General features: G+C 56.3%; 10 protein-coding genes and 1 pseudogene. 6 read left to right on the forward strand and 5 right to left on the reverse strand.

The annotated features are described in order from the left end of the window. Positions 1-51: 51 nt before the first annotated feature. From copA to ybaK, 3 genes are all read left to right on the forward strand, one after another. On the forward strand, positions 52-2565 hold the full coding sequence (gene copA, locus GSQ70_RS18110) for a copper-exporting P-type ATPase CopA (RefSeq protein WP_158783835.1): 2514 nt from the start codon (positions 52-54) through the stop codon (positions 2563-2565). Positions 2566-2657: 92 nt separating this feature from the next. Then, positions 2658-3458: a TraB/GumN family protein gene (locus tag GSQ70_RS18115; protein WP_158783836.1), complete on the forward strand. Its 801-nt coding sequence runs from the start codon at positions 2658-2660 to the stop codon at positions 3456-3458. Between the two features lie 182 nt (positions 3459-3640). After that, positions 3641-4120 (forward strand): Cys-tRNA(Pro)/Cys-tRNA(Cys) deacylase YbaK, encoded by a 480-nt coding sequence (ybaK, locus tag GSQ70_RS18120; protein ID WP_158783837.1) that lies wholly within the window; start codon positions 3641-3643, stop codon positions 4118-4120. Here ybaK and GSQ70_RS18125 read toward each other — a convergent pair. Next, positions 4117-4986 carry a LysR family transcriptional regulator gene (locus tag GSQ70_RS18125; protein WP_158783838.1) on the reverse strand — a complete coding sequence of 290 codons (870 nt, stop codon included), beginning with the start codon at positions 4984-4986 and terminating at the stop codon, positions 4117-4119. The two genes, ybaK and GSQ70_RS18125, sit on opposite strands and share 4 nt — an antisense overlap. Before the next feature lie 88 nt (positions 4987-5074). Between GSQ70_RS18125 and GSQ70_RS18130 the strand changes: the two genes are divergently transcribed. After that, positions 5075-5509, forward strand: coding sequence for a multidrug/biocide efflux PACE transporter (locus GSQ70_RS18130; protein WP_158783839.1), 435 nt, complete (start codon positions 5075-5077; stop codon positions 5507-5509). Positions 5510-6108: 599 nt separating this feature from the next. Here the strand turns inward: GSQ70_RS18130 and ushA are convergent. Beyond that, positions 6109-7749: pseudogene (gene ushA, locus GSQ70_RS18135) on the reverse strand (bifunctional UDP-sugar hydrolase/5'-nucleotidase UshA); the annotation flags it as partial. An 85-nt stretch (positions 7750-7834) separates the two neighbouring features. Between ushA and GSQ70_RS18140 the strand changes: the two are divergent. After that, positions 7835-9037, forward strand: a complete 1203-nt coding sequence (locus GSQ70_RS18140) for an MFS transporter (RefSeq protein ID WP_158783840.1) — start codon at positions 7835-7837, stop codon at positions 9035-9037. A 218-nt stretch (positions 9038-9255) separates the two neighbouring features. Then, entirely contained in the window at positions 9256-10938 is a 1683-nt protein-coding gene (gene ybaL, locus GSQ70_RS18145) for a YbaL family putative K(+) efflux transporter (protein ID WP_158783841.1), read from the forward strand. A gap of 61 nt (positions 10939-10999) precedes the next feature. Here the strand turns inward: ybaL and GSQ70_RS18150 are convergent, their stop codons facing one another. The 3 genes from GSQ70_RS18150 to adk all read right to left on the reverse strand — a co-directional run bounded on the left by GSQ70_RS18150 (position 11000) and on the right by adk (position 14109). Beyond that, positions 11000-12307, reverse strand: a complete 1308-nt coding sequence (locus GSQ70_RS18150; RefSeq protein ID WP_158783842.1) for an inosine/guanosine kinase — start codon at positions 12305-12307, stop codon at positions 11000-11002. A gap of 81 nt (positions 12308-12388) precedes the next feature. Beyond that, positions 12389-13348, reverse strand: coding sequence for a ferrochelatase (gene hemH / locus GSQ70_RS18155; protein WP_158783843.1), 960 nt, complete (start codon positions 13346-13348; stop codon positions 12389-12391). A 116-nt stretch (positions 13349-13464) separates the two neighbouring features. Further along, entirely contained in the window at positions 13465-14109 is a 645-nt protein-coding gene (gene adk, locus GSQ70_RS18160; protein ID WP_158783844.1) for an adenylate kinase, read from the reverse strand. Positions 14110-14258 lie beyond the last annotated feature (149 nt).

Raw genomic sequence — 14258 nt, forward strand, 5'->3', positions numbered from 1 at the left:
ACTACTGTAAAAGGCCCCTGGGGTCAAACCGCAATATCAGGAGTTAATACCATGTCACAGACTACATTACTGGCGCTGGAAGGTTTGTCCTGCGTCCACTGCGTTAAACGGGTGAAAGAGACGCTGGAGCAACGCGCCGATGTGGATCAGGCTGAAGTGACAATCACCGAAGCGCGCATCAGCGGCACTGCTGGCGCAGATGAACTGATCGCCGCAGTTGAACAAGCGGGCTACCACGCCACGCTGGCACAGGGTGCTGCTCACCCAAAGCCTGATCCGCTGACAGTATCAGAAACCCAGCCGGAAGCGCTGACAGCGGAACCTACTCAGCTTCCGGCTCAGGAGACAGAAAGTTTCCACCTGCTGATTGACGGCATGAGCTGCGCCAGCTGTGTCAGCCGGGTGCAGAGCGCCCTGCAGAAAGTGCCGGGTGTCAGCCAGGCCCGCGTCAATCTTGCAGAACGCAGTGCGCTGGTACTGGGTGAAGCAGCACCGGATGCGCTGATCCAGGCGGTATCGGATGCCGGTTACGGTGCGGAAATTATCGAAGACGATAACGAGCGCCGTGAGAAACAGCAGCAAACAGCAGATCAGGCGATGCGCCGCTTCCGCTGGCAGGCTGTAATGGCGCTGACGCTGGGCATTCCGCTGATGATCTGGGGAACGATCGGCGACAACATGATGCTCACTGAGAGCAACCGTAGCGGCTGGCTGACGGCTGGCGTGCTGACTCTGCTGGTGATGATCGTTGCGGGCGGCCATTTTTACCGTAGTGCATGGCGCAGCCTGCTGAAAGGCACAGCAACCATGGATACGCTGGTCGCACTGGGGACCGCTGCGGCCTGGCTCTATTCAATCACCGTGAATGTGTGGCCTGATGCCTTCCCGCACGAGGCCCGCCATCTTTATTACGAAGCCAGCGCGATGATTATCGGGCTGATTAACCTCGGCCATATGCTGGAGCAGCGGGCACGCCAGCGCTCCTCGCAGGCACTGGAGCGGCTGCTGGATTTGACGCCGCCCACCGCACGAGTGGTCACAGAAACCGGAGAGAAAATTGTCGATTTAAGAGAGGTGCAGCCGGGCATGACGCTGCGCCTGACCACCGGCGATCGCGTGCCGGTGGATGGCATCATTGCTCAGGGCGAGGCCTGGCTGGATGAGGCGATGCTGACCGGCGAGGCGCTGCCACAGGAGAAAGACGAAGGGGATAAAGTACATGCTGGTACGGTGATGCAGGATGGCAGCGTACTGTTCACCGCCAGCGCAGTGGGTAAAAACACCACGCTGTCGCGCATTATCAATCTGGTTCGCCAGGCACAAAGCAGCAAGCCGGAAATCGGCCAGCTGGCAGATCGCATTTCAGCAGTATTTGTGCCTGCGGTGGTGGCTGTCGCCGTGCTCAGTGCTGCAATCTGGTATTTCGTCGGTCCTGCTCCGCAAATCGTTTACACCCTGGTTATCGCTACCACCGTGCTGATTATCGCCTGCCCTTGTGCGCTGGGACTGGCAACGCCCATGTCGATTATTGCCGGTGTTGGTCGGGCTGCGGAGTTCGGCGTACTGGTTCGCGATGCCGATGCCCTTCAGCGTGCCAGTACCCTTTCCATTCTGGTGTTCGACAAAACTGGTACGCTGACCGAAGGCAAACCCCGCGTAGTCGAAATTGCCCTGTTCAACGGGGCCAGTGAAGAGCAGGTGCTCAGACTGGCAGCCGCGCTGGAACAGGGTTCACAGCATCCTCTGGCCCATGCCATCCTTGAGCGCGCCGGTACGCTGAGTCTTCCTGGCATTGCGCAATTTCGTACAATACGCGGGCTGGGCATCAGCGGTAATGTAAACGGCATGACGGTGTGGCTGGGCAACAGCACGTTGCTGGCACAGCAAAACATCGCCACCGCTGAAGCTGATGCCCAGATTGCCGCGCAGTCCGCGAAAGGCATCACGCCTGTGTTGCTCGCCGCCAACGGTAAAATTCAGGCGATTTTTTCAGTGCGCGATCCGCTGCGGGCTGAGAGCATACAGACGCTGAAGCGGCTGCGGAAACGCGGCTATCAGTTGGTGATGCTGACCGGCGACAACGAGATCACTGCCAGAGCCATTGCGGATGAAGCAGGGCTGGATAAGGTGGTAGCCGGTGTTCTGCCGGAAGGCAAAGCGGACGCCATCCGTAGCCTGCAACAGCAGGGTCAGCAGGTGGCGATGATTGGCGATGGCATTAATGATGCTCCGGCACTGGCCCAGGCCGATGTGGGGATTGCAATGGGAAGCGGCAGCGATGTGGCGATTGAAACCGCGGGTATCACGCTGATGCGACACGATCTGACAGCGCTGGCCGACGGGCTGGCTATTGCTCAAGCCACACTGCGTAATATGAAGCAGAACCTGCTGGGCGCGTTTATTTACAACGCCTGTGGCATCCCGATTGCGGCTGGTGTGCTCTATCCGCTGACCGGCACATTACTCAGTCCGGTGGTCGCGGGTGCCGCCATGGCGCTCTCATCAATCACTGTGGTGAGCAACGCCAACCGGCTGATCCGCTATCAGCCTCCCGCCAGCGAGTAAGCCTTGCCTGGCCCAGGCGTAAGGCCCGTTTTTCCCTGTTCCTCAGCGACTTAAAGCGTTAGCATGGGGCGATAACAGATAAGGCGGTGCTTATGGGAAAACTAATGCATAAGGTGGCGTCCCTGTGGCGAAAATTTTCGCCGGCACGCTATGCCTATCCGGCACAGGACGTCACGCTCGGTCACAGCCAGCTGCATCTGGTCGGCAGCATTCATATGGGTACGCAGACGATGATGCCACTGCCTGCCGCGCTGCAGTCGCAGCTGGATCGTGCGGATGCGCTGATTGTTGAAGCAGATATAACTTCAGGTGCTTCTCCGTTCAGTGAGAGTGAGGTCTGCGCACCGCTGGCGGAACGGTTGTCTGCTGAGCAAATGACCCGTCTGCATCGCCTGTGTGAAGAAGTGGCGGTGGACAGCGAGGTCATTGATACGCTGCCTGCCTGGCAGGTGGCGCTGATGCTACAGGCGCAGCAGGCACAGCGGCTGGGACTGCGCGCGGATTACGGTATCGATTTTCAACTGCTGAAAGCCGCCCGGGCGCAGCAGAAAGAGGTGATTGAGCTGGAAGGGCCGGAAACTCAACTGGCCTTACTGAGAGCGCTGCCGGATAACGGCATCACGCTGCTGGAAGATACCTTAACTCACTGGCATACCAACGCGCGGCTGTTGCAGACCATGGTCAGTTGGTGGCTGGAAAGCCCCCCGACCAGCAATCAGACTGCACTGCCCAGCACCTTTAACAGCGCGCTGAATGATATCCTGATGCTGCAGCGTAACCAGCGCTGGTGCCAGTCTCTGCATGCGCTGCCACCAGGGAAATATGTGGTGGCGGTAGGCGCTCTGCACCTTTATGGCGAGGGGAATTTGCCCGATCTGCTGAAAAGCAGATAAAAAAAAGGCCAATATCTCTATCGGCCCGTCAAAGAGGAATTTTTTTATGATTTTAGTTATCCGTCAGCAATCGGGTTGCTGACGGGGGGCAGATTGTCGCCTAAAGCCTGGATTTTCGCCACTATTTTTCTTCATCAGCGACAGACGGTTAATCGCATATTTATTTCAGAAGGACAGATCCAATGACCCCTGCAGTAAAACACCTCGAAAAACAAAAGGTCAGCTTCCGGTTACACTCATACGAGCATGACAGCAGCGATACCCATTTCGGTGAAGAGGCGGTGTCCAGGCTGAATCAGGATGCCAACCGGGTGTATAAAACGCTGCTGGTGGCCCTGAATGGCGACAATAAAACCCTGGCGGTGGCGGTCACGCCGGTTGCCGGGCAGCTGGATCTGAAAAACGTGGCAAAGGCGCTGGGAGCAAAGAAAGTGGAGATGGCCGATCCGCAGATTGCCCAGCGCACCACCGGTTATCTGCTGGGCGGCATCAGCCCGCTCGGCCAGAAAAAGCGTCTGCCTACCGTAGTCGATCAGTCGGCTCAGCAATTCCCGACCATTTTTGTGTCCGGCGGCAAGCGCGGGCTGGAGATTGAACTGGCCGCACAGGATCTGGTGCAGCAACTTAACGCCACCTTCGCGGATATTTCCCGCCGGGATTAATCCGGCGTCTGAGCCAGTAGCTGGTCAATCATCCAGCGCCCTGCTGGTCCCGGTGGGGTACTGCGGGACCAGGCGGCATCCACCGATATCCGCTGCGGCCAGCCGCTGACCGGCAGTTCGCACAACACCTGATGACCAAACTGCTCCACCAGCCAGCGCGGCAGTATGCTCCAGCCGAATCCCTGTTCTGCCATCTCAAGCAACAGTAAGTAGGATGGGGCTGACCAGATGCCTTTGCCCGACGGATAGCGCTCGTTTTCAATCCAGGTATTGAGACACAGCTGCCGCACCGCTTTTAACTCTGCTTCGCTGATTTCCGGCTGCTGCGCCAGCGGGTGATCCTGATGCAGGTAAATTGCCATTTGTGCCTCAACCTGCAGCCGCGAAGTGGCAATATCCTGTGGATACTCAGGCTGCACCCTCATCACTCCGATATGTGCCCTGCCCGCCTGCAGCAGATCGATCACATCAGCATCTTCGGCGATCATGCACTCAAATTCGATATCCGGATAGCGGGCGGCAAAACGTTTCAACAGGGATTCATGATAATCCGCCTGCCAGAAGTCGGAGATCGCCAGGCTCAGGCAGGGTTCCACCTCACCCGCCAGTCTGACGGCCAGTTCATCGAGCTGGGCGCTGGCAGTCAGGATCTCCCTGACCTGTGCCAGCGCCCTCCTGCCATTTTCGGTCAGCACTGGCGAGCGGGAGTTGCGGCTGAACAGCGCAAAGCCGAGGTCAGTTTCGAGATTTGCCACGGCGGTACTGATGGTGGACTGACTTTTTCGCAGCGCACGGGCAGCAGCGGAAAATGAACCACTTTCCACGGTCTGCACAAATGCCAGCAATGATTCCGGTGAGTAACGCATTTAAGTATCGCTTTTCTCGATAGGTGCTCATTTTATCTTAGCAGTATTTCAGCGGAAAATAGCGCCCTGAAATCACTAAGGAGCATTTATGCGTACCCGTACACTGAAAGAACGTTTTTATCATGCTGCAGGCTTTGAGGTGCTGGCGATCCTGCTGGTCTCTCCTCTGGCGGCCTGGATTATGGCGAAGCCGCTGTTTCAGGTGGGCGCTTTAGCCATCATGCTGTCTACCGTGGCGATGTTCTGGAACATGTTATACAACACGCTGTTTGATCGCCTTTTTCCGCGAGACAAAGTGGTGCGCGGCTGGCCGCTACGCATTCTGCATGCGCTGGGGTTTGAAGGGGGGTTTATCGTCATCGGCCTGCCGATTGCAGCCAAAATGCTGGGCATTACGCTGTGGCAGGCATTTATGGTGGAAGTGGCCTTCTTCCTGTTCTTCCTGCCCTACACGGTGGCCTATAACTGGCTGTATGACTGGCTGCGCGAGAAGCTGGTTCAGCGCCGGGAGTGCCGGGCATAGGTTTGACGGGATCAAAATCTGCCTCTGTGTTTCGCATCGGTAGGGTCAAAACCGACTCCGGTGATCGGTGTCAGTCAAATCCCCCTCTGGCATCTGAGTTGTTGATAAGTAAACAGCAACTCTACTGCCTCTGGCTGGAGGGTTATCCGGATAAACGGGCTGTTGAGCGAAGGGACGCGGCAATCAAGCCTACATGGACGTATTTACGGCATTTCCATGTTCCGGACAACCCCTTCAGCAGACACACAGTCAACAGCGCCCCTGCCAGCAACTTTAATAACCCCTCCGGCAAAGGCACAGTCAACAGCGACCCCGCCAGCAACGTCACAACTCCAGGCAGAAGCACCAGACCCTGCTGCCGGTCCATTACATTTTTAAAGCATCGCAGTCTCGATCCTTGCCTGACGCCACTTTTTCGGTTTCTCAGGCTTTGCCGGTGCCTGCTGCGCTGGTGCCGCAGGAGCAGCTTCATCCTTTGGTTTGGCCTGCTGTGGAGCAGCTTTATCCTCCGGTTTTGTCTGCTGTTGAGTGGTATCCGCGGGTTTTTCCGGCGGCGAGGCCGCTTCTTCAACCGGTTTTGCCTGCTCAGCCACTTTCTGCTGATAGACGATCTCGCCTTTCGGCGCATAGGCCGCCGCATCAAGTGGGGAATGCTTCTGAATATACTGCTTAAGCACTTCCGCATCGACAAAGCCGGTGTTCACATAGCCAGGCAACGTATTTACCACCGGATAACCATCTCCGCCGGTGGCATTGAAACTCAGCGTTGCCATGCGGTAGGTTTTGTCCGCCTGTACTGGCTCACCTTTTATTTTAACCTCGCTCACCCCCTTCCCGTCGGCCACCAGGCTGATGTTGGCAAACTGCGCATAGGCCCCCGAATCCACCTGCTTGTTCGCCACTACCGCCAGATACTTCTCCACTTCGCTGCCTTTCATGTCGACATAAGTCAGCGTGTTGCCGAATGGCTGCACCTTCAGCACATCTTTATAGGTGATTTTACCGGACTCGATGGAGTCCCGTACGCCACCGCCGCTCATCACCGCAAAATCAGCCCCTGTACGCTCCATCTGCGCTGCCAGGATCAGCCTCGCCATATTGGTCTGCTCAAAACGCACCTGACTGCGGTCGCCCTGCAGTTCTCCCTTCACGCTGCCAATTTTTACTCCCAGCTGGGCTTCGCCTTTTTTCTGGAATGGCGTCAACAGCTTCATCATTGCCGGGTTTTTTACTATCTCCCTGGTGTAGTTCACCCAGGTCGAGCTGCCATCTGCATTTTTCACCTTATGCCGCAGGTTGATGGGCACCAGCTCGTAATGCACCAGCGTCAGCTTACCGTTGAGGAAGGTAAAATCAGCCCGGCCAATGTACTTGCCCCATTCGTGGGCCTGAACAATCCAGGTGCCATTCTGGCGGTCTGGCTGGCACGGAGTGCCCGGGACGTAATTCGCCTGTTTAAGGTTCTCTTTCGCCATGCAGACCGGATCCTGTGAATGGCCGCCAACGATCATACTGAGATAGCCAGCGGGCAGTTCACGCGCCATCTCCACATCGCCCGGCGCGTTAGAACCATGATTGCCGTTGTCGTAATGCCCCATATGAGTCGCAGCGATAATCACATCCGGCTTCTCTTTTTTCCTCAGCTGTTCCACCACCGCTTTGGCCTCGGTTGCCGGTTTGCGAAACTCCATATCGGTGAAGTATTCCGGGTTACCTATCTTTGCCGTGTCGTCAGTCGTCAGCCCGATCACCGCAATTTTCAGCCCCATCCGGTTAAACAGCGCGTAAGGCTGAAACAGCCATTTTCCGGTGCTTTTCTGGTAGATATTGGCGGAAAGCAGCGGGAATTTGGCCCACTTTTGCTGCTGGCGTAATACGGAAAGGGAATTGTCGAACTCGTGGTTACCGATGGCCATCGCATCGTAGCCGATCAAATTCATGCCGCGAAAGTCAGGTTCAGCATCCTGCAGGTCAGACTCCGGCACGCCGGTATTAATATCGCCTCCGGACAGGATCAACACTGCGCCACCATGCGCCTGCACGTCATAGCGAATCTGATCCATCATCGTTTTTTGCGCCGCCAGACCGTATTCGTCATGGTCGTTCGGCCAGAAGCGCCCGTGGTGATCGTTGGTATGCAATACGGTAAATTTATAAACCCGGTCTTTTACCCAGGCCTGAGCCACCAGCGGTGTACTAAGAATGACCAGCGTCAACAGGGCCAGTGCCTTTTTTTTCATAACCGGCATAACGATTCTCCTTGTTAAACAACATCGAAAGCATTTAGCGTAAAGTGATAAACAAAATTAACGACAGGTTAACTTAATGGCAAGCGAACAGACTCTTCCCTCCTCCTCCGCGCCTGTGCGGCGCACTTCTTTTGGCATTCTTGGCGCCATCAGCGTCGCGCATCTGCTGAACGATATGTTGCAGTCGCTGATCCTGGCGATCTATCCCCTGCTGCAGGGCGAATTCTCCCTCAGCTTTGTTCAGATCGGCCTTATTACCCTGACCTTCCAGGTGACAGCTTCTCTGCTGCAGCCGCTGATTGGTTATTATACCGATAAACACCCCAAGCCCTGGTCACTGCCGATCGGTATGACCTTCACGCTTTGTGGCCTTATCCTGCTGGCAGTGGCCGGTAATTTCTACGTGGTGCTGCTGGCTGCTGCCTTAGTGGGCACAGGTTCTTCAGTGTTCCATCCTGAATCCTCCCGCGTGGCGAGAATGGCTTCCGGTGGCCGCCACGGCCTGGCGCAGTCACTGTTCCAGGTCGGCGGTAATTTTGGCAGCTCTTTGGGGCCGCTGCTGGCCGCGCTGGTTATCGCACCCTATGGCCGGGGCAATGTCGCCTGGTTTACGCTGGCCGCGCTGCTGGCGATTGTGGTGCTTCTGCAGGTCAGCCGTTGGTATCAGGCGCAGCATCGTGTGGCAAAAGCCAGCTCTGCGCCGGCAGAAATCACCACGCTGCCGCGCGGCAAAGTGGCTTTCGCCATCACTATCCTGCTGCTGCTGATTTTCTCCAAATATTTCTATCTCAGCAGCCTGAGCAGCTACTACACCTTCTATCTGATCAACAAGTTCGGCCTTTCGGTGCAGAATGCTCAGTTCCATCTATTCGCGTTCCTGTTTGCCGTCGCGTCGGGTACGGTGATTGGCGGACCGATTGGCGATAAAGTGGGCCGTAAGCGCGTTATCTGGGTATCAATCCTTGGCGTTGCCCCCTTCACGTTACTGCTCCCTCATGCTTCACTGATGTGGACCGGCGTGCTGTCGGTGATCATTGGCTTTATCCTCGCTTCGGCTTTCTCGGCAATCCTGGTTTATGCTCAGGAGTTGATGCCGGGCCGTATCGGCATGGTTTCCGGGCTGTTCTTTGGCTTTGCTTTTGGTATGGGTGGGTTAGGCGCTGCGGTGCTGGGCGTGGTAGCCGACCATACCTCCATCAATTTTGTCTACCAAATCTGTGCTTACCTGCCACTTCTGGGCATTCTTACCGTATTCCTGCCAGACAATCGGGCTAAATAACCCTTCACGGCGTGGATAATTGAGATCCACGCCGTATTATTTCTGCAATAAATCAAGCCTGCCGTCAGATAACTGAGGAAAATCCCTCTCACGATCAACATTTCTTCAATGATTGATTTTTATTGCCCTTATCGCCATTTAGTGCAAGCGCAGACGAGCATTATGCCATACACTTAATTCTTACATCCGGACACATTTATAACCCTAAGGAGAGAGGCATGCACCACACCACCCCGCTAATCACCACCATCGTAGGAGGCCTGGTTCTTGCCTTCCTCCTCGGTATGCTGGCCAACAAGCTGCGCATCTCTCCTCTGGTCGGTTATCTGCTGGCGGGCGTGCTGGCTGGCCCCTTCACTCCAGGCTTTGTTGCCGATACCAATCTGGCACCGGAACTGGCCGAGTTGGGGGTTATCCTGCTGATGTTCGGCGTGGGCCTGCATTTCTCACTGAAAGATTTAATGGCGGTAAAGGCTATCGCCATTCCCGGTGCGGTATTGCAGATTGCAGTCGCCACCCTGTTGGGAATGGGTCTCTCCTGGGCGATGGGCTGGTCCTGGCTGACTGGCCTGGTGTTCGGACTCTGTCTCTCCACAGCCAGTACGGTGGTGCTGCTGCGCGCGCTGGAGGAACGACAGCTGATTGACAGCCAGCGCGGGCAAATCGCCATTGGCTGGCTGATTGTGGAAGATTTAGTGATGGTGCTGGCGCTGGTACTGCTGCCTGCCATTGCCGGAATGTTTGAGGATGGCAGCGCCAGCGTCAGTATGCTGCTGCTGGATCTGTTGATCACTATCGGTAAAGTGGTGGCCTTTATGGTGCTGATGATGGTGGTAGGCCGCCGCGTGGTGCCGTGGATTTTGGCGCGCAGTGCCGCTACCGGCTCCCGCGAGCTGTTTACGCTCTCCGTACTGGCCCTGGCGCTGGGGATCGCTTTCGGCGCGGTGGAATTCTTTGACGTCTCCTTCGCGCTCGGGGCATTCTTTGCCGGAATGGTGCTGAACGAATCCGAACTCAGCCATCGCGCAGCACACGATACCCTGCCACTGCGTGATGCCTTCGCCGTCCTGTTCTTTGTCTCGGTGGGAATGCTGTTTGACCCGATGATCCTGGTTAATGAGCCGCTGGCAGTGATTGGCGTACTGGCGATTATCGTGCTGGGCAAATCACTTGCGGCACTGGTGCTGGTGCGCATGTTTGGCCACTCACGCCGCACTGCCCTGACCATTTCTGTCAGCCTGGCGCAGATTGGTGAATTCGCCTTTATCCTTGCGGGCCTGGGGATTTCGCTCAATCTGGTGTCTGAGCAAGGCCGCAATCTGGTGCTCGCAGGAGCGATCCTGTCGATTATGCTTAACCCCATTCTCTTCGCCGCTCTGCAGCGCTATCTCGACAAAACTGAAATCATCAATGATCAAACGATGATCGATACCATAGAGGAAGAGAAACAGATCCCGGTAGATATCTGCAACCACGCCATTGTGGTGGGTTTTGGCCGCGTGGGAAGCCTGCTGGGGCGCAAGCTGATTGAAAGCGGCGTGCCGATTGTCGTGGTGGAAAACAGCCGTCCGCGAGTCGAAGCGCTGAGAGAACAAGGGATCAGCGCGGTGCTGGGCAATGCTGCCCGCGCAGACACTATGGAGCTGGCCCGCCTGGACTGTGCTCGCTGGCTGCTGCTGACCATTCCTAACGGCTACGAGGCCGGAGAGATAGTGACGGCTGCCAGAGAAAAGCATCCGAACATTGAGATTATTGCCCGCGCGCATTATGACGATGAGGTGGAGTACATTACCGAACGTGGAGCCAACCAGGTGGTGATGGGCGAGCGTGAGATTGCTAACAGCATGCTGAACCTGATGGCGGTGGAGATGGCTGAAGCGCCAAAAGAGTGCCCGATCTGAGTAATACCTGCGGATCAGTCCCCAACTCAGGGGACTGATCCTCTGCTCCCGCCTGAAACCTTTAACGTTCCCAGTAAGACTCTTCGAGGCTGTCTTCCCGCTCAGGCAGCCCACGGCTCAGACGCGGTGAATGCTGATTCAGCACCTGATAGCTGACGCGATTGGCGTACTTGCATACCTGTGCCAGCGAAGAGTAGGTCAGATAGCTGCGGCCATGCTTGCTGGAGTTCGGCACGTTCAGGCGGTGATAATTATTTGCGGTGATATCGTGCAGCATCGCCGCCAGTGCGCCATCCCCCGCGCCGTTGGTGTTCATGATCTTTTCGGGTCCGCCCATATAAGGCGCGATATGCGAGAATATTCGCAGCGGCTGCTGGCAGTCCTGATGGCGCATGGCGCGGCTGAACTCATACTGGTTAAATTCCGGGATCGCACCGGGCAGTAACGGATGCTGCGTTTTCCGCTTTCCATCCTCTTCGGTAAAGGCGGCCATATACAACCCGTTTGGCCCGGCAGTACAGAGCACCAGATCCACCCAGTCCAACGCCATATTGGCCGCCTGCAGCGGATCGCTCAGGCCGGTCAGCGCTTCCGCCTCATCCTCGTTCATTGCCACAATGGAAACATGGTCGCGCAGGAAATCACGCCAGAAAGCAGGGTTATCGCCAATCACATATTTGGTGCCCAACGTCAGCACCACCGGTACGTTGTGCTTTTTGGCACAGGCGATAGCCTGCATAGTCGCTTCCGGCATCGGTTCGCCTGGCTTACAGCGCACCAGATAGGAGGTCAGCACCAGCGCAGAAGCCCCGGCAATCACCTCTTCAGGAATACTCTCTTTGCGCAGCTGATTCATCATTCCCGGGCTAATGGCAAAAGTCCGTTCGCCATTCTCGCCAATCAGGGTAAAACAGCGCCCAATCGCCCCGTCCACGCCCTGCAGATAATTCAGGTCGGTACGGCTGGAAGTGTTGCAAAGATAGCGGTAAGCATAGCCACCGATCTGCACGTTATTGCACATCACCCCAAGCAGCACCGAGCGGTCATCGGCCAGCACCGAGTAGTTATGCAGGGTATTGCCAATCGTGCCGCCAGCAAACTGATGGGTGATCAGATTTTCCCGTACCAGCTCAGCGTACAGCGCCTCGGCCACGTCGTCTTCAATCACCAGCGAATGGCCCATGCTGAGGCCATAGCGGGCGACAAACTCATCGTCCACTTTGGCTTCAATATCCACCAGCGTCTGATCGATCCCTACGATCCAGCTACTGCCCGCTTCGGGGTTTTCCGGCTGAACCTGCTGTAACAGCGGATCGCGGGCGCTGACAGGGAAGTAGTGTTTGGACTTACGTTTACCGGGAAATTTCATAGAGCGGGCTTCAGGAAAGGGAACAGGCGGGAAATAGTATCACAGGGATGCTGCAGAGTGCGCGCATCCCTGTTGCAGGAGTCAGTGCTGGCTGTTGACCAGATCCACCATCATATCAATGTGCAGCTCGTCATCGTTCAGCGCAGGAATATATTCAAACCGTGTGCCGCCCGCGTGCATAAAGAACTCCCGGTTCTGCTCGCTGATCTCCTCCAGCGTTTCCAGGCAGTCTGCCGAGAAGCCAGGACTCATGATCTGTACGTGCCTGATGCCTTTGGCGGGCAGCGACTTCATGGTCTCATCGGTATAAGGTGACAGCCAGGGTTCACGGCCAAAGCGCGACTGGAACGTCAGCATCGCGGTCTGGCTGGTCAGGCCCAGAGAAGTTATCAGCGCCTCGCTGGTATCGCGGCAGCGCTGCGGATAGTCATCCCCCTCATCGGCAAAGCGCTGAGGAATGCCGTGGAAGGACATCACCAGAAGATCCGGTTTGCCGTGCTTCGCGAATGAACGTTCGACGGAGGCTTTCAGCGCCGCGATATAAGTCGGGTGCTCCGCATAGTCACGGATAAACTGCACCGAAGGCAGGCTGCGGTACCCGGCAAAAACCTGAGTAATGCCATCCCACACCGCCGCCACGGTCGAGCAGGAGAACTGTGGATAGAGCGGCAGCACGATCAGCCGGGTGATCCCCTGCGCCATCAGTTTATCCATAGCCGACTTCAGGCTGGGGTTGCCGTAGCTCATGCCCAGCTCAACCGGCATATCCAGACGTGCCGCCAGCGCATCACGCTGACGCTTGCTGTAAACCAACAGCGGCGACCCTTCGTCCATCCATACAGAGGCATAAAGTTTGGAAACGCGCGGAGAACGAATGGGCAGAATTGCACCATTGAGTATCGGCCACCACAGCCAGCGTGGCGTATCCACCACTCGCTTGTCGCTGAGGAACTGTTTCAGATAGCGTTTAACGGCGGGCGTGGTCGGAGCATCTGGTGTGCCAAGGTTCACCAGCAGCACGCCGGGTTTATCTTGCCTCATTATTTTTCCTTGTCTGGGCATCTCAGGTGATGAAAACGAGACTTATTCTAGCGGAAAACGGCGGGGGGAAAACCAATTGCTGCAGTAGGGGCCAGGCAGGCCTGGCCCCCGATCTCTTAACCGAGGATCTTCGCCAGCTCAGCGCTGACTTCGGAGACTTTACGGGTACCGTCAATTTTATGATACGCGGTGTTACCGGCGGCCGCTTCTTTGCTGTAGTAAGCAATCAACGGAGCAGTCATCTGATGGTATTCCACCAGGCGCTTACGCACGGTCTCTTCCTGATCGTCTTTACGGGTGGTCAGCTCTTCACCGGTCACATCATCTTTGCCTTCCACTTTTGGTGGATTAAAGGTGACGTGATACACGCGGCCAGATGGAGCATGCACGCGGCGGCCCACAATGCGCTCAACGATCAGTTCGTCAGGCACGGCAAATTCCAGCACGTTGTCAACTTTAATCCCGGCTTCCTTCATGGCATCGGCCTGAGGAATGGTGCGTGGGAAACCGTCCAGCAGGAAGCCGTTCCGACAGTCATCCTGAGCGATACGCTCTTTCACCAGCGCGATAACCAGTTCGTCGGTTACCAGTTTACCGGCGTCCATGATCTCTTTGGCTTGTTTACCCAGTTCGCTGCCTGCCTTGACTGCTGCACGCAACATGTCGCCCGTAGAGATCTGCGGAATACCGTATTTCTCCATAATAAACTGAGCCTGAGTCCCCTTACCTGCACCCGGTGCACCGAGCAGAATAATACGCATTGCGTAAATCCCCTTGCGAATCGCTTAAATGATCAATTTATCCAGGCCAAGAACATACCATCTCGGCCCTTTATCCACAAGGAACCCGGCGGTTATCCTCCACGGTGACAGCCTCTGGATGCTCCCCTCTGCAGGTCTGAAGGCATAGC

It is taken from the genome of Pantoea sp. BAV 3049 (assembly GCF_009765445.1).
In the GTDB taxonomy this organism is placed as follows: Bacteria; Pseudomonadota; Gammaproteobacteria; order Enterobacterales; family Enterobacteriaceae; genus Erwinia.